The organism is Pantoea sp. ME81, assembly GCF_903970985.1.
GTDB classification, from domain to species: domain Bacteria; phylum Pseudomonadota; class Gammaproteobacteria; order Enterobacterales; family Enterobacteriaceae; genus Pantoea; species Pantoea communis.
In genome coordinates this window covers 29,465-45,984 of record NZ_CAJCKS010000022.1, presented here as the reverse complement: position 1 = coordinate 45,984, position 16,520 = coordinate 29,465, and the positions used below count along the sequence as shown (strand labels likewise).

The window sequence follows — 16,520 nt, the reverse complement described above, 5'->3', positions numbered from 1 at the left end:
GTCGTGACACTGGATGGTCTGGCGGGAGAACCGCTGGATATCCTGATCAATGGCTACCTGATTGCCCAGGGCGAAGTGGTGGTGGTGTCGGATAAATTTGGAATTCGCATCACCGAAATCATCACGCCGTCCGAGCGTATGCACCGGTTAAGCCGCTAATGATCACGCATTCTGCGGATGATTCGCTGCTTATGACGCTGCTCGGTGCGCTGGGATTGGTGATTTTACTGATGCTGCTGCTGGCGTGGAGTGCGAAACGCAGCGGCTGGCTGCAGCGTTATCAACGCAGCCATCCGGCCATTAACGTGGTGGCGCGTCTCTCGCTCGGCGCACGCGAGCGGCTGGTGCTGGTGGATATCGGTGAGCAGCGGCTGTTGCTTGGCATCACCGCACATCAAATCACCTGCCTGAGCCAATCACCGCAACCTCAAGCTAAGGACGAACGATGAAAGGGCGCGCAGTCATAGCGTTGCTGCTGCTCTTCACCGCCGCCAGCGCCGGGGCCGCCAACAGCGACATTGTCATCGCCCGACCCAACGGCGAAGAGGGCTGGACACTGCCGCTGCAGACGCTGGTGTTGCTCAGTGGTTTTACCTTCATTCCCGGTATTTTGCTGATGATGACCGGCTTTACCCGCATCGTGATTGTGCTGGGATTGCTGCGTAATGCGCTTGGGACGCCGACCGCACCACCAAATCAGGTGCTGGTCGGGCTGGCACTGTTTCTCACTTTCTACGTGATGTCGCCGGTGCTGAACCAAATCTACGAAAAAGCGTGGCAGCCGCTGCAAAACAACAGCATCACCATGGAAGTAGCGTTGGCGGAAGGGGTGAAACCGCTGCGCGCGTTTATGCTGGATCAAACGCGTGAAGCGGATCTCGCGCTATTTGCACGTATCGCCAAAGCGCCGCCGATGAGCGGGCCGGATGCAGTGCCGCTCAGTATTCTGGTGCCTGCCTTTGTCACCAGCGAATTGAAAACCGCTTTCCAGATTGGCTTCACGATATTCATCCCGTTTTTAATTATCGATTTAGTGGTCGCCAGTATTCTGATGGCGCTGGGCATGATGATGGTGCCACCCACCACCATCGCGCTGCCGTTCAAACTGATGCTGTTTGTGTTGGTCGACGGCTGGCAGCTGCTGCTGGGTTCACTGGCACAAAGTTTCTACAGCTAAGGAGCCGCGAATGACACCTGAAAGTGTGATGGTGCTGGGCATGCAGGCGATAAAGGTAGGGTTGATGATTGCCGGGCCGTTGCTGCTGGCCGCACTGGTCACCGGGCTGGCGATCAGCATCATGCAGGCCGCCACTCAAATCAATGAAATGACCATGACCTTTATCCCGAAGATCCTGATGATTGTCGGTGTTGCCGTGTTACTGGGTCCGTGGATGCTGAAAATCTTTATTGAATACATGCGCACGGTGTTCACCAGCATCTCATTCGCGATCGGCTAATGGCGTTTGGCATCCCGTTTGAGCTGCTGACCGCGCAGATTGCTCACGTGTTTTTTATTATGGTGCGCGTGGCTGCGCTACTGTTTGTCGCGCCGATTTTCAGTGAGAAGGCAATCAGTAAACGGCTGCGTGCCGCACTGGCGCTGCTTATCGCCTTGCTGATTGCCAGCAGCGTGGAAGATGCTCAGGTGGCGTTGATGTCGTGGCACGGTGCCTGGCTGGTGGTGAAGCAAGTTGTGATCGGTGCCGCGCTCGGTCTGATGCTGCAGCTGCTTTTCGCTGCGGTGCGTTTGTGCGGCGAGATCATTGGCATGCAGATGGGACTCTCCTTCGCCACCTTTTTTGACCCTAATAGCGGCAACACGCCGGTGATATCACGTCTGCTCAACCTGCTGGCGATGCTGCTGTTTCTCAGTATCAATGGTCATCTTTGGCTGCTGGCGCTGCTGGCAGAGAGCTTTACCAGCCTGCCAGTGAATGCTGAACCGCTGCACGCGGGTGGCCTCCGTTATCTGGTGATGCAGGGCGGGTTGATCTTCAGTCAGGGATTGATGCTGGGATTGCCGATTATCACGCTGTTGCTCTGTATCAATATGACGCTGGGGTTATTGAACCGTTTAACCCCGCAGCTCTCGATCTTCGTGGTGGGTTTTCCCCTGACGTTAGGGGCAGGCATGCTGGCGCTGTTCCTGATGGGCGATACCTTGCCACCCTTTTTTACCCACCTCACCGCACGCGTGTTTGCTGATCTTGAACAGCTGTTAGCCGCGCTACGCTAGATATTTCTGGCTACCTGATGCAGACATTGCGCGCCACGCTCTCTGTGCCAGAGGCCAGCACGCGGCCATTGAACAGATAGAGGGCAATCACACTGACATCACCTGCCTGCCAATGCGGGAAGACATACTTTTGCACGTCCTCATCGCGGCTTTTGTCACCCAGGCCACGGCTGTGTTGTGTGACGGTGATTTTAAGCAGGTTGTGGTTGAACTCACCGTTAAACCACACCGCACGATGAATCGGGGTGAGCGGTGCCGTCAACTGCCCATCCTTGAAACGCGAAAGCGTGCCGAGATAGCTGAGATGGCCCTGGCTGAAGCCATCGCGATAGCTGCGGTAAATCCCCTGCGTCAGCACCCATTCACGCTCACTTTTGATGTCATAAAACGCCAGCGGAAACAGGCATTGGGACTGCTGTGTGGTGGTGATTAGCCAGCGTCCGATGACCGCGCTAAAAGCCAGTACAAAGCCCCCGATAAACAGCCAGAGCAGCGGGGATTTAATTGACGCGAAAATAGAACGATTCACACACATTATTCGCTTCCTCGAAGGGTTGCTGGCACGCAATCACACCCTGATGTTGCGGATTGTTGGCTGAACTGAGGGTGACGTACAGCACCCTGGCGGCGGGTTTATCCGGGTTCGCCTCCAGCACATAACGGCGATAGGTACGCAGCGTGGTTTCAATTAAGGCGTGCTGAGTTAGGTGTCCTTTCGGCACCCAGACGCTGCTGCCAACAGGGATGGACGGCCCCTGCCAGCTGACAAAATCAATCGGTTTTGGCGTGAGCAGAAAGAAATGTTGCACCAGTAAAGCCACCAGACACCCGGCAGTGATGCCGGCGACGGTGACGCCTGCTACTCGCCGCCCATTCAGCGGGCTCCGTGCCGGTAGCGAAAGGGGCATTGTCAGTGCGGCGGGTTGCTCGACGGCTGGCGGCGTATTGATGATTAAGCGGTAACCGCTGCGCGTGACGGCCAGCAGGCTAATCTGCTGCTCAAGCTCCAGCGACATCAACGCACGGCGTAGTTTATTGATCATCACGCGCACGCTGTTATCGGTGGCGGCATAACCGGCACGACGCCAGCCAATCTCCATCAGCTGTTCATGCGTCAGCACTTCACCGTGCGCCTCCGCGAGTGCATACAGGCAGCGAGCGGCGCTGGCGGGCAGCGTCACGGACATATTATCCAGCGTCCGGCTCAGGATGCGCGTACGTCGATCTAATCTGGCCGCCTGACCAAGCAAGATTGTGTTAGGCATAGAGAAGTCGTCTATCAATTAGGGTAAAGAGCGAGTCGGTTGTTAATGTTATTTTTGCGCTAACCGATCCCATTTTTTGCGGCTAAAGAGTGCCAGATTTTTACCGCCCTCCCGCGTTTATTTTCCCGAAAGCCACCCAAAATCCTCTTAATCATTAAGGTTATTTATTTGATCTAACCCGTAAGATTTATATGGTTATTTTTTATTGATAATTAACAAGGCTAATGGCCGCTTCACGTTAGTTGTTCGGGTAAAAATGATTAATATTTTTCATCGGAAAGTCGCGTGCACAAACAAAAAAGCCCTCCACGGGGAGGGCGAAAATTGCACGCTGAATGCAATTAAGGAGATGCACAGATTAACGCAGCAGGCTCAGGACGTTCTGCGGCACCTGATTTGCCTGCGACAGCACCGAAACACCCGCTTGCTGCAGGATGTTGGCGCGGCTCATGGCGGAGACTTCGACTGAGAAGTCAGCATCCTGAATACGCGAACGCGCTTCGCTGGTGTTGATGACGGTGGAGTTGAGGTTGGCAATAATCGAGCCAAAGCGGTTTTGAATCGCACCCAGATCCGAGCGGAAGCTGTTGACGTCGGTCATGGCGCTATCGAGGCGATCCAACAGGTGATTTGCGACCTTCTGCACTTCATGAGTATCACGCGCACTGGCATCAGCTACCGCGGTAGCGCCGCCTGCGGCATCATCCCAGGTAAAGGATTTCACTTCACCGTCTTTGTTGACGGCGAAGTAATTGCCGTTGTCGGCTTTAAAGATCTGCATCTCGGTATCCGCCATGTCGGCACCGAAGATGTCATTGGACATCTGATTCAGCGTGGCTTCATCAATCAGTTTGCTACCGATTTGCGCGCCGATGCCCTGATTTTTCAGGTTCTTTAGATCGCTTGGGCCATTCTTAAGAATGTCGAAGTCGAGCGTGGTGATTTTTTCTTTCACCGCAATAGTGTCAATTTCAGAAGGATCGCCTGGCGTGGCGTTCGCCTGGAAAGTGATATCCAATTCAACTGCGCTGCCTGGATTAGCACTGTCAGCAGCGAAGAAGCGCAGATTACCTTTGCTGTCTTCCATGGTCACCACTTCGGTATCGGCCACTGCACCGCCGACCAGTGCGGTGATCTTCGCGCGTTCAACATCGTTCAGTTCGAAGGGCTCAGCCATACCCGGAACGGCAAACTGCTCATCCACACCGCGTAGACTTCCTGCAGCAGTAAATTTCGAGTCCATCGGCAGACTGTCGATGATTTTCTCAAAGTCTTTAGCAAAGGTATCCAGACCCAGCGAACCCAGCGCCATCTTCGGCAGCTTGATATCAATGGTCTGGCCATCTTTATCACCGATCTGAATCGACAATTTTTCCTGCGATCCATCCAGCATTTTCACGCCGTTGAAGTTGGTGGATTCGGCGATACGGCCAATCTCATCCAGACGTGCGGTAATCTCCTTTTTGATCGACTCGCGGTCTTCTTTGGAGTTGGTGCCGTTCTTCGCCTGCACCGTCAGTTCACGAATACGCTGCAGGTTTTCGTTCACTTCTTCCAGCGCGCCTTCAGTGGTTTGCGCCAGTGAAATGCCGTCATTGGCATTACGCGTTGCCTGCGTTAAACCGCGCACCGATGAGGTGAAGCGGTTAGAGATGGCCATACCGGCGGCATCATCTTTGGCGCTGTTAATACGCAGGCCCGAAGAGAGGCGCTCAATCGCTGTTCCCAGTGAGTTCTGTGATTTGTTCAGGTTGTTTTGAGCCATCAGACTCAGTGCGTTGGTATTAATGACCTGGGCCATAATCGATATCCTTTTTCCAGTGAATGCTGCTTAAGCGTGGCAGCGGGAATATGCGTGAGAGGTGACGCATACCTTATTCATCGGGGCAGCCATCAGGTGCTGAAATAATTTTTTGCTTTTTCATGCAAAGGCAAAAAATCACGACAGGTTTGCCGCTATATCGAGACTTAAGACGATGGATGAAAATCATTGTGTAAATTATTAAGCGAAATCCTGCCGGCACCGATGGGAAGAGTTGATACCCTCGATGAATTAAGGAATTTAAAAATGACGACACCTATTTCAGGATTGGGCGGATCCGGCTTAGATATCCCCGCACTGATGGAGCAGATAAAAAATGGGGAGAGCAAGAAGCTGAATCCCTATTTAAATAAGCAGAGTAAATTTAATGGCCAGGTATCGTCATGGGGAAAAATCTCTAATTCACTGGCCTCGTTAAAATCGAATCTGGATAAGCTGCAGGATGAAGGTTTTAACGGTGTCAGCATTGGCGATAATAAAGCTTTCAAAGCCACCGCCGGTAAAGGCGCAATTCCCGACAGCTATTCAGTGATTGTCGAAAAATTGGCAAAAGCACACAAAATTGGCTCGCCGGAGCAGGACAGTAACAGCGCACAGTTGGGAGATGGCTCGGCAACGCGCACTCTGACCATCACGCTGGGCAGCGGTAAACCGCTGTCGGTGGAGTTGAAAGACGATGAAACCTCGCTGGCGCAAGTGGCGAAAAAGATCAATGCGCTAAATGGTGATGTCAGCGCCTCAGTGATGCCTGCCGAAGGCGACAAGTTCCAGCTGGTGGTGACCTCGAAAAAAACCGGCAGTGACGGCCAAATCAAGATGGAAGTTAGCGGAGATAGCCAGCTGGCTGGTGTATTGAACTACGATCCCAAAGCCGCCAACGTGCCGGGAGAGCCAGGATACGATCCAACCCGCATGAAGCAGATCAGCGCAGCGCAAAATGCGGTGATGAAAATCGATGGCATCACGGTGGAGCGCAGTTCAAACACTATCAGCGATGCGATTGAAGGCATTACTTTTGAGCTGCGTGAAGTCTCGGAAAAAGATCCGGACGATCCCGGTCAGTTTAAGCCTGAAACGTTGTCAGTGACGGCGGATACTTCAAAGGTGAAAAGCCTGATTGAGGAGTTCATCAATAATTACAACAGCTTCCTCAGTACTTCCGCCAGCGCCAGCACCTATAAGCCACCGGAAAAAAATTCCGATGAGCAGAACAAGCAAAATGGCCCACTGTTCAGCGATGGCACCTTACGCCGTCTGAATAGCCAGATGAAATCGGCTGCCGGCGGCAACTATGGTGAGTCGAGCGAGTTGTATTACTCGCTAGCCAGAATCGGTATCACCGTGAAGTTCGAGGAGTTGAAGCCCGGCGAAGATCGCACCGCCACGCTGGGCACGCTGAGTATCGACAGTAAAAAGCTGGATGCCGCGTTGAAAGAGCACCCGAAAGAGGTGGAAGCGCTGTTCCTTGGTAAAGACGGTGCGCAGGGCATCAAGGGCCAGATGAGCGAGGTGTTCAAAAGTTATCTGGGCGATAACGAGTCGATCCCCAAAACGGAAGGCACCATCGCTTCGACTGTTAAAGGGCTTAAAGATCAAGAAGCGCGGGTTGCGAAGCAGATCGAGCGTATGGAACAGCGCATCGAAGAGAGCCTGAAGCGCCAGCAGAAAGAGTTTATGCGTCTGGATAAAGCGATGACGGATATGCAGGCAATGAGCAATCAGTTGCAGGGTGCGCTGGCAGGATTAGGCTGAGGAACGGGCGATGTACGGTCAAACCGGTAACCGCGCCTATTCTGCGGTTTCATTAGAGAGCCAGGTAAGCGGCGCAACACCGCACCAGCTGATCGCGCTGTTGTTCGAAGGCGCGATCAATGCCATGCGCCGCGCTGAGATCTATTTTCAAACCGGCAATGTTGCCCGGCGAGGCGAGATGATCTCGCGTGCAATTAACATCATTGATAACGGTTTGCGTGCCGGGCTTGATCATCAGGTGGGCGGGCAGATCGCCGCCGATCTGGAGCGGCTGTATGAATATGTGTCGCGCAATTTGCTGTTGGCGAGTGTCAATCAATCAGCTGAGTCGTTACCGCAACTCATTACGTTGATGGTGGAGATGTCCGATACCTGGAAAGCCATCGATCCGCAGGTGAAATATGCTCAGTGATGTGAAAGAGCAGATTCAAGCCTTGCTGGCACTGAACCAGCGGCTGAGCGCACTGGCGCAACAGGAAGGATGGGAGGCGTTTAGCGAGGAGATTGTGGAATATACACAGCGGATGAAAGCGCTGTGTGCGTGTGATTTCAGTCAGGCGGATGCAGTGTGTTTAGCGCAGTTACTGGCGGAGGATGCGCAGTTGATGCAGTGCATTCCGGCTCGGTTGGCAGCGCTGCACGGTGAGATCGCCGCGCTGCGTAAATCTCGCCAGTCTGCCCGTGCTTATGCGGTGTTGTAGGACATGGGTGCTGGCGTGAGTCCGCACCCAGCCTCCCTAAACACTGATATCGTATTTCCTACCCACCACAGCTGGGCCAGACTCTCCGTCAGACCCGTATAGCGTATGATGATGCCCCACCTGATCCACCACCTTCTGTACCCGCTGGGTTTTCTCCAGATGATGTTGTAAACGTGACTCAACTTCACTATTCAAAGCCTTACTGCGACGGACGCGTTCGGTGATTTGCTGCCAGCACACAAACAACTGCACGCGATGCGGATAGGGCGCGGCAATGGCTAAGCGTGTCTCCTGCTGGATCCGCATCTCATCGTGATGCTGCAAGGTCGCAAGTAACTGACTCTTGCTGTCGGTGAGCACCTGCAGCGCCACAGGGTTAATCTGGGGGCGATCAAGCTGGTTCGCCTCGGCCACCATAATGGCATCCAGCTCCTCCAGCGTGCTTTTCATCTGAAGCAGTGTTGTATGCAGTGTCTCCATCACTTAAACACCTCACTGTTGTGGCGAGATAAGGGAGTGCACCATGCCGCGCGCGATCTCTTCTGCGGCAATCGGCAAATCACCGGCTTCCAGTGCGGTGCGCAGTTCGGCAACGCGTGCGACATTCACATCGCGACTATCGTCCGTCTGGAGCTGTTTCATCACACTGCTCAGGCTCACGGTGCTTTGACGCTCCGCATCCGGGCGGGCGCGGAGTGATTGTGGTGTGGAGCGGGCAGGTAGCTCATGGGTGCCCGCAATGGGTGAAACAGGTTGAGTTCGGTCAATCATGGGATCCTCGAAAGCAATAGGTTGTATAGCCATTACATCGGAGATCGCTGAGAAATCTAAAAATTATTGTGTTAGCAAGATCACCACCAAACCGCCGGCGCTGACAAGCCCGCTTAGCGTCTGTCCATTGCGCATCTGCACTCGCAACGTGTCGTTTTCCGCCGCATGATGCAGCGCCTTGCCCTGACTGCGCACACGAAATCCCTCGCCGAGTGTGATGACCTCCACCGTCTGACCGGCACGCAGTAACCTCGGCTGGCGCAATTGCTGAGATAACAGCGGCTTGCCCGCTTCAACGTCACGTATCAGGCGCTGGCCGAGGATATCGCGCTGATGAAAGATCAAACCCGCAGGTTGACCGGCCAGATCGCCACGCTGCGCCACGATATCGCCCGCTTGCAGCACATGTCCGGCAGGCAAAGACGTTCGTGCTGCCCACCAGCGTCCCTGAGCGTGAATACGGATGGCTAAAAAGTGCTTTCGCGCACCACAGCGTGCGACCAGCGTTCGCCTACCGGTTAGACGCGAATCTTTACCCGCCAGACTCAATACGGGCGCATCACACAGGGCTGCCAGCTGTTCTGACGTCGCCAGCAGCGTTGCGCTGCGCACAATCTCACCCTGGTTATCGGGGAGTTTTAATAACGCATCCAGCTTAGGCTGCAAGCGCTGCTCAGCCGCAGTGCTGGCTTGCGCCGGCGCGGAAAGGGCTACGAGAAATAAAATGATCGGGCGTAAAACATCATGTCTCATCAGGATGCCTTTTATATCGTCATCCCCGTTATGATAAATGGAATAATGAATATTCAAACGAGCTAAATAGTCTCGTTTTTGAAGGTAATTAACCGGGTATGTATTTAACAGACTAATAACCCCTATTTCTGTGCACTCTTCACAGTGTGATATTTCATTATTCCTGATTAGACTGCTGATGTTTGGATAACGTGAGGCAGGATCTCCCTTATTATGAACACTAAACTCGATGAGGCGTTTCGCTTTCAACAGCATGCGCTCAATATACTCTCTCGCCGTCAGGACGTGCTGGCGGCCAATATTGCCAATGCGGATACGCCGGGCTACCTGGCACGGGATATCGATTTCTCTCAACAGTTAAAAAGTGCCATGGCATCTCCTGCTGCTGGTAAATCATCGGTGTCTTTGTCATTAACCGCAGACCGTCATATTGCGGCGCAATCGACAAATTTTAATGACGATAGCCTGTTATATCGCATTCCCGATCAGCCAAGTGCCGATGGTAATAGCGTCGATATGGATCGCGAGCGCGTTAATTTTGCAGATAACGCTATGAAATACCAATCCAGCCTCACTTTTCTTGGGGCGGATATAAAGAAAATGATGACCGTGCTGAGTCAGGGGTAAATAAATGGCGTTATTTAGCGTATTTGATATTGCCGGTTCGGCGATGGCGGCGCAATCGCAGCGGCTCAACGTCAGCGCCAGCAATATGGCCAATGCCGACAGTGTGGCGGGGCCCGATCAGCAGCCCTATCGCGCCCGCCAGGTGTTGTTTCGCGTGGATGCCGCGCCGGGCAGTGAGATCGGCGGCGTTAGGGTCAGTGAGGTGGTGGAGAGCAGTGCACCTGAACGTCTGGAGTATCAGCCGGGCCATCCGCTGGCGGATCCGCAGGGCTATGTGCGCATGCCCAACGTCAATGTGGTGCACGAGATGGTCAACACGCTCTCGGCCTCACGCAGCTATCAGGCCAACGTCGAAGTGATGAACTCCGCCAAAGCGCTGATGCAGAAAACGCTCACTCTCGGCCAATAAGGAAGTGCAACCGTGATACCTCAGGTCAATAACAACAATGGCAGCGGCGACGGATCGGGCAGCAGTGCAGGCGATCTTAGCGCCAGCTTTCTGAAACTGCTGGTGGCGCAGATGCAAAACCAGGATCCCACCAATCCGATGGACAACAATCAGCTCACCTCGCAGCTGGCGCAGTTCTCCACGGCGGCGGGCGTCGAAAAACTCAATAGCTCAGTGGCGGATGTACAGGCGCTGATGGCGCAACTGGGCGGCATGGGCACCGCCGCATGGGTCGGCCGCAGCATTCTGATCGAGGGCGACCCGACAGTGTCGTTTGGTGGCGCTGAAGAGGGGGATGAGGCGAACGACACCTTTAGCTTCCTGCTGGGTGGCGAAGCCGAAACGGTCACCGTCACGTTCACCGATGCTGAAGGCAACAGCTACACCGCACAGCTGAAGAACGTGAAGGCGGGCGTGAATACCTTCACCCTCGACGATTTACAAAACTTCCAGCCGGAACCCGGCCCGCAGCAAGACCGGGAATACACCCTGAGCTTTGATGCGAAAAACCCTGACGGTGAGCCGCCAAAAATCTCCGGGCTGATTCAGGAACAGGTGCAGGGCGTCACCATCACGCCGGACGGCGCGTTGCTGCATCTGCTTGACCACGATCCTATCCGCATCGGCCATGTGGTGGTGATCCAAAAATAGTGCCTCACTTTCTGGGAAATCATTATGAGCTTTTCACAAGGTCTAAGCGGCCTCAACGCCGCCTCCAAAGCCCTCGATGTCGTGGGTAACAACATTGCCAACTCGCAAACCAGCGGCTTCAAAAGCGGCTCGATCACCTTCTCCGATATTTTCGCCGGCTCAATGGGATTGGGCGTTCAGGTCTCCAACGTCAACCAGAACTTCGCTGACGGCGGGATCAACTTCACCGGCGGCAAGCTGGACATGGCGCTGAGTGGGCGCGGGTTCTTCCGCATGGAGAACGAGGCCGGCGGCGTGTTTTACGGGCGCAACGGTCAGTTCGACAGTGATGCTGACGGCAATATCTACAACAAGAGCAATGGCCTGTTCCTCACTGGCTTTCAGGCGACCGGTACGCCGCCGACCATTGAACCCGGCGCGCCGGTGGGAAAAATCCGCATTCCCACTGACGATATGCCGCCGGATGCCTCGTCCAAAGGCTCACTGAACGGCAACCTGAAAGCAGACGACGATAACGTCATCACCGACCCGTTTAATCACGAAGACCAAAAGACCTATAACTACAGCAGCCAGATTGAAGCCACTGACAGCCTCGGCAATAAGCACACTATCAAACTCTACTTTGTGCAGACTGCGGAGGGGGAATGGAAGGCCTATGCGCGCGATGAAACTGCGCCCGATCCCGCCGGTTACAGCGAACTGGAGCTGAAATTCAACTCCAGCGGCCAGATCGACATGCCGGATGCCAACATCAACATCAAAGGTCTGTCGCTGAATGGATCGGAGCCGCTGGATATCAATCTGGATCTCTCTGCTATCACCAAATACAGCGGTGACAGCAGCATCAAGCTTAATCAGATCGATGGCCAGGCACCGGGCAAATATCAAAACTTTGTCATCGGTGATAACGGCGAGATCGTGGTCACCTACAGCAACGGCAAAAAACAGACCGTGGCGCAGATTGTGCTGGCTGATTTCCCCAACAGCGGCGGTCTGTCGCCTCAGGGCGGCAATGCCTGGGCGGAATCCCCAGGCTCTGGTCAACCCTTCCTTGGCATTGCCGGAAGCGGCAGCTTTGGCAGTTTTAAAGGCAGCTCGCTGGAGGGTTCAAACGTCGATATGGGGCAAGAGATGGTCAACATGATCATCTATCAACGCAACTACCAGTCCAATTCCCAGACCATCAAAACCCAATCCGAACTGCTGCAAACGCTAGCTAACCTGCGTTAAGGACATCGACGATGGATCGCGCCATTTATACCGCCATGACGGCCGCGGAGGCGGCGTTAAACCGCCAGGCCGTGACCTCCAACAATCTGGCAAACAGTTCCACCGCTGGCTTTCGCGCTCAGCTGGCAGCCTTTCGCGCCGTACCAGTCAACGGTGACAGTCTGCCCACGCGTGCGCTGGTGGCGGCTTCGACCCCGATGCATGACAGCAGCATGGGGCCGATTACCCACACCGGACGCAGTCTCGACGTGGCGCTGCCGCAAAACGCCTGGCTTAGCGTGGCGTTAGAGGATGGCAGCGAGGGTTACACCCGCAACGGCAACATCGAGGTTGACAACGAAGGGGGCTTGCGCGTCAACGGCAGGCCGCTGATGGGCGATGGCGCGGCGCTGACGGTGCCGCCGCAATCGCACGTCACCGTGGCCGCCGATGGCACGATTTCCGCGCTGGGTGCTGGCAATGATGCCACCGCTGTGGTGCCGGTCGGTCGTATCAAGCTGGTCAGTGCGCAGATGAGCGAGTTGCGGCATGGCGATGATGGCCTGTTCCGTGCCGCAACCGGGAATGCGCTGGCGCAGGATGAGACGCTGCGTCTCAGTCCGGAAGCGCTGGAGGGCAGTAATGTCAGCCCGGTGCACACCATGGCCGAGATGATCGCCAACTCGCGCGGTTTCGACATGAGCATGAAAGTGATCCGCAGCGCTGATGAAAACGCGCAGAAAGCCAATCAGTTATTAAGCGTGGGCTAAGCGCCTGCCAGGGAGATCTCAATGATCCGATCGTTATGGATTGCAAAAACCGGTCTGGAAGCGCAGCAGACCAATATGGATGTCATTTCCAACAATCTCGCCAACGTTAACACCAACGGCTTCAAGCGCCAGCGCGCGGTGTTCCAGGATCTGCTGTATCAAACCTTGCGTCAGCCGGGTGCGCAGGCCTCGGAACAGAGCACGTTGCCCAGCGGTTTGCAATTGGGCACCGGCGTGCGTCCGGTTTCGACGCAGCGGATCCACACCCAGGGTGGCTATAACGAAACCGGCAATGAAACCGATGTCGCGATTGAGGGCAAAGGGTTCTTCCAGTTGCAAATGCCCGATGGCAGCACCGCGTATACCCGCGATGGGCACTTCGATAAAAACGAGAACGGTGAGTTGGTGAATGCGGAGGGCCATCCGGTGCAGCCGGGAATTGTGATCCCGCCGGATGCGAAAACCCTGTCGATTAGCAATGACGGCATCGTCAGCGTGACGCAGCCCGGTCAGGCGCAGCCACAGCAAATCGGCCAACTAACCCTGGCGACCTTTATCAACGAAGCCGGGCTGGAAAGCGTGGGCGGCAATCTGTACCGCGAAACCCAGTCATCTGGCGCACCGAACGAGCTGAATCCGGGCATGGAAGATGCCGGTTCGCTAAAGCAAAAGTACGTTGAGACCTCCAACGTCAACGTCGCGGAAGAGTTGGTCACCATGATCCAGGTGCAGCGCGCCTATGAGATCAACAGCAAAGCGGTATCGGCTTCTGACCAGATGCTGCAACGCCTCACGCAGCTGTAGTGCTCAACACAGGAATCAACATGCGACGTGTGGTGATTGTCAGTGCCGCGCTGCTGGCGAGCGGCTGTGCACATATTTTACAGCAGCCGTTGGTAGCGGGGCCGACTTCGGCCGCTCCGTTACCGATGGCAACGTTCGCCAGCGGCGGTTCGTTGTTCATGGCGGGGCAGGGCATGAATTACGGCTATCAGCCGCTGTTCGAGGATCGGCGCCCGCGCAACGTGGGTGACACCTTAACCATCCTGCTGCAGGAAAACGTCAGCGCCAGCAAAAGTGCCTCGGCCAATGCCAATCGTAATGGTTCGGCGGGCATGGAGCTGCTGTCGGTGCCGGACAAACTCAACCGCTGGCTGGGTGACGGCAAGTGGGATCTGGATGCCAAAGGCAAGAACGATTTCAGCGGCAAAGGCGGTGCGGCGGCGCGTAATACTTTTACCGGCACCATTACCGTCACGGTGAATCAGCTGCTGCCCAACGGCAATCTTGGCGTGGTGGGCGAAAAGCAAATCGCCATCAATCAGGGTACTGAATTCATTCGTTTCTCCGGCGTGGTGAACCCGCGCACCATCAGCGGCAGCAACACCGTGCCTTCCACGCAGGTGGCGGATGCACGCATCGAATATGTCGGTGATGGCTATATCAATGAAGCCCAGACCATGGGTTGGCTGCAACGCCTGTTTCTCAACCTTTCACCTTTCTGAGATCACCATGAACAGAGCCTTTGTTGTTTGTATTGTCAGCCTGCTGTTAGTTAGCGTGCTGCCCGCCGCACAGGCCGAACGTATCCGCGATCTGGTCACCGTGCAGGGCGTACGTTCTAACGCGCTGATGGGCTATGGGCTGGTGGTGGGACTGGATGGCACCGGCGATCAAACCATGCAGGCACCGTTTACCGGGCAAAGCCTGACAAACATGCTGTCGCAGCTCGGTATTACTGTGCCGCCTGGCACCAATATGCAGCTCAAAAATATTGCGGCGGTCATGGTGACCGCGGAGCTGCCGCCGTTTGCGCGACCCGGTGAAAAACTGGATATTTTAGTCTCTTCACTGGGCAATGCCAAAAGCTTGCGCGGTGGCACCTTGCTGATGACGCCCCTGAAGGCCGCCGACAACCAGATCTACGCCATGGCGCAGGGCAACGTGCTGATCTCCGGCGCAGGTGCGCAGGCAGGCGGCAGCCGCGTGCAAGTCAATCAACTGAATGGCGGCCGAATCAGTGCGGGTGCCACCGTTGAACGTGAAGTGCCGAATGATTTCGCTCAGCAGAGCGTGGTGCGTTTGCAGTTGAATCACTCCGATTTCTCGCTGGCGCAGCAGATCAGCGATGCCATCAATCAGCGTTACAGCGGAGGAGCGGCCATCGCGGAAGATGCGCGCACGGTGCGCCTGTTTGCGCCCGCTGATGGCCCTTCCCGCGTGCGATTTCTCGCCAATATCCAGAACATCCCGCTACGCGTGGCGGTGCAGGATGCCAGAGTGGTGGTCAACTCGCGTACCGGATCGGTGGTGATCAATCGCCACGTTACGCTGGAGAGCTGCGCGGTGGCGCATGGATCGCTGTCGGTAGAAGTGGCGCAAAGTAATGTGGTCAGCCAACCCAACACGCCGTTTGCCGGCGGTGAAACGGTGGTGACGCCGCAAACGGATATCTCGGTGCGTGATAGCGGCGGTGCGCTGCAAAATGTACGCAGCAGCACCGATCTTAACAATGTGGTGCGAGCGTTAAATACCTTAGGCGCTACGCCGAATGAGTTGATGGCGATACTACAGGCGATGAAAAATGCGGGCTGCCTGCGCGCGCGTCTGGAGATCGAATGATGATCGCCGATCGTCCGGCATTTGATCTGCGTTCGCTGGATGCGCTCAAGCGCGAAGCAAAGCGCTCCTCACCTGAAGCGCTGCAGGCTGCTGCACAGCAGATGGAAGGCATTTTTGTGCAGATGATGATGAAGAGCATGCGCGATGCCACCTTCAAAGATGAACTGATGCACAGCGCGGCTTCCGACATGTTTACTGCGATGCACGACCAGCAGGTGGCGCAGGAAATCGCCCGAAGTGGCCAATTGGGATTTGCCGAAATGATTGTACGGCAATCAGGTGGTGGCGATATGCGCTCCCCGATCCCGCCGCTGCGCCGCGCCAGTGGTCCACTGCGCTTACCCGCGCCGCTGGCCTATTCTCCTCAGACTGAAAGCACGCATCCCTTTATCGCACGCTTACTGCCTGCTGCGCAGCGGGTGGCGCAGCAAACCGGCCTGCATGCACATTTGATCGTGGCGCAGGCGGCACTGGAGTCGGGTTGGGGCCAGCGTGAAATTCCGGCCGCCGATGGTTCCCCGAGTCATAACCTGTTTGGCATCAAAGCCAGCGCGGGCTGGCGGGGAAAAACCAGTGAAATTACCACCAGCGAATACATCAATGGCGTGAAACAGCAGGTAAAAGCGGTATTTCGCGTCTATGACTCTTACGAGCAGGGGCTGGGCGATTATGCCGCGCTGTTAAGTCACAACGCACGCTACCAGTCAGTGGTGCGCGCCACCTCAGCGGAGCAGGGTGCTAGCGCCCTGCAATCCAGCGGCTATGCCACCGATCCCGCTTATGCGCAGAAGCTTATCTCGCTGATTAATAAGGTTAAGACCACGCTGCAACAACCTGCTGCCGCCTATCAAAGTGATCTGACGAAAATATTTTAATCCGGTGTTTTAGAGAAT

General features: G+C 55.4%; 23 protein-coding genes. 17 read left to right on the top strand and 6 right to left on the bottom strand.

Going from position 1 to position 16,520, the window contains the following annotated elements; translation table 11 throughout:
* From H7A81_RS06430 to fliR, 5 genes are all read left to right on the top strand, one after another.
* A partial coding sequence (locus H7A81_RS06430; RefSeq protein WP_182057035.1) for a FliM/FliN family flagellar motor switch protein occupies positions 1–159 on the top strand: 159 nt, incomplete at its 5' end.
* Entirely contained in the window at positions 159–449 is a 291-nt protein-coding gene (gene fliO / locus H7A81_RS06425; protein ID WP_182057034.1) for a flagellar biosynthetic protein FliO, read from the top strand. The genes H7A81_RS06430 and fliO, both read left to right, overlap by 1 nt.
* Positions 446–1,177, top strand: coding sequence for a flagellar type III secretion system pore protein FliP (fliP, locus tag H7A81_RS06420; protein ID WP_182057033.1), 732 nt, complete (start codon positions 446–448; stop codon positions 1,175–1,177). Before fliO ends, fliP begins: the two co-directional genes overlap by 4 nt.
* Before the next feature lie 10 nt (positions 1,178–1,187).
* Positions 1,188–1,457 (top strand): flagellar biosynthesis protein FliQ, encoded by a 270-nt coding sequence (fliQ, locus tag H7A81_RS06415; protein WP_097118247.1) that lies wholly within the window; start codon positions 1,188–1,190, stop codon positions 1,455–1,457.
* Positions 1,457–2,236 carry a flagellar biosynthetic protein FliR gene (gene fliR / locus H7A81_RS06410; protein ID WP_182057032.1) on the top strand — a complete coding sequence of 260 codons (780 nt, stop codon included), beginning with the start codon at positions 1,457–1,459 and terminating at the stop codon, positions 2,234–2,236. Before fliQ ends, fliR begins: the two co-directional genes overlap by 1 nt.
* Positions 2,237–2,246: 10 nt before the next feature.
* Here the strand turns inward: fliR and H7A81_RS06405 are convergent, their stop codons facing one another.
* From H7A81_RS06405 to H7A81_RS06395, 3 genes are all read right to left on the bottom strand, one after another.
* Entirely contained in the window at positions 2,247–2,765 is a 519-nt protein-coding gene (locus H7A81_RS06405) for a hypothetical protein (protein ID WP_182057031.1), read from the bottom strand.
* Positions 2,737–3,501: a helix-turn-helix domain-containing protein gene (locus H7A81_RS06400; RefSeq protein WP_182057030.1), complete on the bottom strand. Its 765-nt coding sequence runs from the start codon at positions 3,499–3,501 to the stop codon at positions 2,737–2,739. Before H7A81_RS06400 ends, H7A81_RS06405 begins: the two co-directional genes overlap by 29 nt.
* A gap of 358 nt (positions 3,502–3,859) precedes the next feature.
* Entirely contained in the window at positions 3,860–5,302 is a 1,443-nt protein-coding gene (locus H7A81_RS06395; protein ID WP_182057029.1) for a flagellin, read from the bottom strand.
* 267 nt (positions 5,303–5,569) lie between these two features.
* Here H7A81_RS06395 and fliD point away from each other — a divergent pair, with 267 nt between their 5' ends.
* Genes fliD through fliT form a run of 3 tightly spaced genes read left to right on the top strand, consistent with a single transcriptional unit; the run spans position 5,570 to position 7,776 of the window.
* Positions 5,570–7,075, top strand: a complete 1,506-nt coding sequence (gene fliD / locus H7A81_RS06390) for a flagellar filament capping protein FliD (protein ID WP_182057028.1) — start codon at positions 5,570–5,572, stop codon at positions 7,073–7,075.
* Between the two features lie 10 nt (positions 7,076–7,085).
* Entirely contained in the window at positions 7,086–7,487 is a 402-nt protein-coding gene (gene fliS, locus H7A81_RS06385) for a flagellar export chaperone FliS (protein ID WP_034826350.1), read from the top strand.
* Entirely contained in the window at positions 7,477–7,776 is a 300-nt protein-coding gene (gene fliT / locus H7A81_RS06380) for a flagellar protein FliT (RefSeq protein WP_182057027.1), read from the top strand. Before fliS ends, fliT begins: the two co-directional genes overlap by 11 nt.
* Positions 7,777–7,812: 36 nt before the next feature.
* On the opposite strand, the gene H7A81_RS06375 is transcribed toward fliT, so the two are convergent.
* From H7A81_RS06375 to flgA, 3 genes are all read right to left on the bottom strand, one after another.
* Positions 7,813–8,256, bottom strand: coding sequence for a flagella synthesis protein FlgN (locus H7A81_RS06375; RefSeq protein ID WP_182057026.1), 444 nt, complete (start codon positions 8,254–8,256; stop codon positions 7,813–7,815).
* Between the two features lie 12 nt (positions 8,257–8,268).
* On the bottom strand, positions 8,269–8,547 hold the full coding sequence (gene flgM / locus H7A81_RS06370) for a flagellar biosynthesis anti-sigma factor FlgM (RefSeq protein ID WP_182057025.1): 279 nt from the start codon (positions 8,545–8,547) through the stop codon (positions 8,269–8,271).
* A 63-nt stretch (positions 8,548–8,610) separates the two neighbouring features.
* Positions 8,611–9,300 carry a flagellar basal body P-ring formation chaperone FlgA gene (flgA, locus tag H7A81_RS06365; protein WP_182057024.1) on the bottom strand — a complete coding sequence of 230 codons (690 nt, stop codon included), beginning with the start codon at positions 9,298–9,300 and terminating at the stop codon, positions 8,611–8,613.
* Between the two features lie 213 nt (positions 9,301–9,513).
* On the opposite strand from flgA, the gene flgB reads away from it, so the two are divergent.
* The 9 genes from flgB to flgJ are packed head-to-tail and all read left to right on the top strand — an operon-like array spanning position 9,514 to position 16,502.
* Positions 9,514–9,927 (top strand): flagellar basal body rod protein FlgB, encoded by a 414-nt coding sequence (flgB, locus tag H7A81_RS06360; protein ID WP_182057023.1) that lies wholly within the window; start codon positions 9,514–9,516, stop codon positions 9,925–9,927.
* 4 nt (positions 9,928–9,931) lie between these two features.
* Positions 9,932–10,336 (top strand): flagellar basal body rod protein FlgC, encoded by a 405-nt coding sequence (gene flgC / locus H7A81_RS06355; protein ID WP_097118258.1) that lies wholly within the window; start codon positions 9,932–9,934, stop codon positions 10,334–10,336.
* A 12-nt stretch (positions 10,337–10,348) separates the two neighbouring features.
* Complete coding sequence (locus tag H7A81_RS06350; RefSeq protein WP_182057022.1) at positions 10,349–11,026, top strand: flagellar hook assembly protein FlgD; 678 nt, start codon at positions 10,349–10,351, stop codon at positions 11,024–11,026.
* Between the two features lie 24 nt (positions 11,027–11,050).
* A complete protein-coding gene (gene flgE, locus H7A81_RS06345) occupies positions 11,051–12,256 on the top strand; it encodes a flagellar hook protein FlgE (protein ID WP_182057021.1) in 1,206 nt (401 codons plus the stop codon).
* A gap of 11 nt (positions 12,257–12,267) precedes the next feature.
* Positions 12,268–13,005, top strand: a complete 738-nt coding sequence (locus H7A81_RS06340; protein WP_182057020.1) for a flagellar basal body rod protein FlgF — start codon at positions 12,268–12,270, stop codon at positions 13,003–13,005.
* A gap of 21 nt (positions 13,006–13,026) precedes the next feature.
* A complete protein-coding gene (gene flgG / locus H7A81_RS06335; RefSeq protein WP_097118262.1) occupies positions 13,027–13,809 on the top strand; it encodes a flagellar basal-body rod protein FlgG in 783 nt (260 codons plus the stop codon).
* Positions 13,810–13,829: 20 nt separating this feature from the next.
* Positions 13,830–14,510 carry a flagellar basal body L-ring protein FlgH gene (locus tag H7A81_RS06330; RefSeq protein ID WP_052127487.1) on the top strand — a complete coding sequence of 227 codons (681 nt, stop codon included), beginning with the start codon at positions 13,830–13,832 and terminating at the stop codon, positions 14,508–14,510.
* Positions 14,511–14,517: 7 nt separating this feature from the next.
* Positions 14,518–15,627: a flagellar basal body P-ring protein FlgI gene (locus tag H7A81_RS06325; protein ID WP_182057019.1), complete on the top strand. Its 1,110-nt coding sequence runs from the start codon at positions 14,518–14,520 to the stop codon at positions 15,625–15,627.
* On the top strand, positions 15,627–16,502 hold the full coding sequence (gene flgJ / locus H7A81_RS06320; RefSeq protein ID WP_182057037.1) for a flagellar assembly peptidoglycan hydrolase FlgJ: 876 nt from the start codon (positions 15,627–15,629) through the stop codon (positions 16,500–16,502). Before H7A81_RS06325 ends, flgJ begins: the two co-directional genes overlap by 1 nt.
* Positions 16,503–16,520 lie beyond the last annotated feature (18 nt).

Excerpts from the sequence above, each read along its gene's own strand:
- flgE (WP_182057021.1), top strand. The coding sequence starts at position 11,051 with ATGAGCTTTTCACAAGGTCTAAGCGGCCTCAACGCCGCCTCCAAAGCC.
- H7A81_RS06400 (WP_182057030.1), bottom strand. The coding sequence starts at position 3,501 with ATGCCTAACACAATCTTGCTTGGTCAGGCGGCCAGATTAGATCGACGT.
- flgB (WP_182057023.1), top strand. The coding sequence starts at position 9,514 with ATGAACACTAAACTCGATGAGGCGTTTCGCTTTCAACAGCATGCGCTC.
- H7A81_RS06330 (WP_052127487.1), top strand. The coding sequence starts at position 13,830 with ATGCGACGTGTGGTGATTGTCAGTGCCGCGCTGCTGGCGAGCGGCTGT.
- flgM (WP_182057025.1), bottom strand. The coding sequence starts at position 8,547 with ATGATTGACCGAACTCAACCTGTTTCACCCATTGCGGGCACCCATGAG.
- fliT (WP_182057027.1), top strand. The coding sequence starts at position 7,477 with ATGCTCAGTGATGTGAAAGAGCAGATTCAAGCCTTGCTGGCACTGAAC.
- fliD (WP_182057028.1), top strand. The coding sequence starts at position 5,570 with ATGACGACACCTATTTCAGGATTGGGCGGATCCGGCTTAGATATCCCC.
- flgG (WP_097118262.1), top strand. The coding sequence starts at position 13,027 with ATGATCCGATCGTTATGGATTGCAAAAACCGGTCTGGAAGCGCAGCAG.
- H7A81_RS06325 (WP_182057019.1), top strand. The coding sequence starts at position 14,518 with ATGAACAGAGCCTTTGTTGTTTGTATTGTCAGCCTGCTGTTAGTTAGC.
- flgJ (WP_182057037.1), top strand. The coding sequence starts at position 15,627 with ATGATCGCCGATCGTCCGGCATTTGATCTGCGTTCGCTGGATGCGCTC.
- H7A81_RS06395 (WP_182057029.1), bottom strand. The coding sequence starts at position 5,302 with ATGGCCCAGGTCATTAATACCAACGCACTGAGTCTGATGGCTCAAAAC.
- fliO (WP_182057034.1), top strand. The coding sequence starts at position 159 with ATGATCACGCATTCTGCGGATGATTCGCTGCTTATGACGCTGCTCGGT.
- fliS (WP_034826350.1), top strand. The coding sequence starts at position 7,086 with ATGTACGGTCAAACCGGTAACCGCGCCTATTCTGCGGTTTCATTAGAG.
- fliQ (WP_097118247.1), top strand. The coding sequence starts at position 1,188 with ATGACACCTGAAAGTGTGATGGTGCTGGGCATGCAGGCGATAAAGGTA.
- fliR (WP_182057032.1), top strand. The coding sequence starts at position 1,457 with ATGGCGTTTGGCATCCCGTTTGAGCTGCTGACCGCGCAGATTGCTCAC.
- flgC (WP_097118258.1), top strand. The coding sequence starts at position 9,932 with ATGGCGTTATTTAGCGTATTTGATATTGCCGGTTCGGCGATGGCGGCG.
- flgA (WP_182057024.1), bottom strand. The coding sequence starts at position 9,300 with ATGAGACATGATGTTTTACGCCCGATCATTTTATTTCTCGTAGCCCTT.
- H7A81_RS06340 (WP_182057020.1), top strand. The coding sequence starts at position 12,268 with ATGGATCGCGCCATTTATACCGCCATGACGGCCGCGGAGGCGGCGTTA.
- fliP (WP_182057033.1), top strand. The coding sequence starts at position 446 with ATGAAAGGGCGCGCAGTCATAGCGTTGCTGCTGCTCTTCACCGCCGCC.
- H7A81_RS06375 (WP_182057026.1), bottom strand. The coding sequence starts at position 8,256 with ATGGAGACACTGCATACAACACTGCTTCAGATGAAAAGCACGCTGGAG.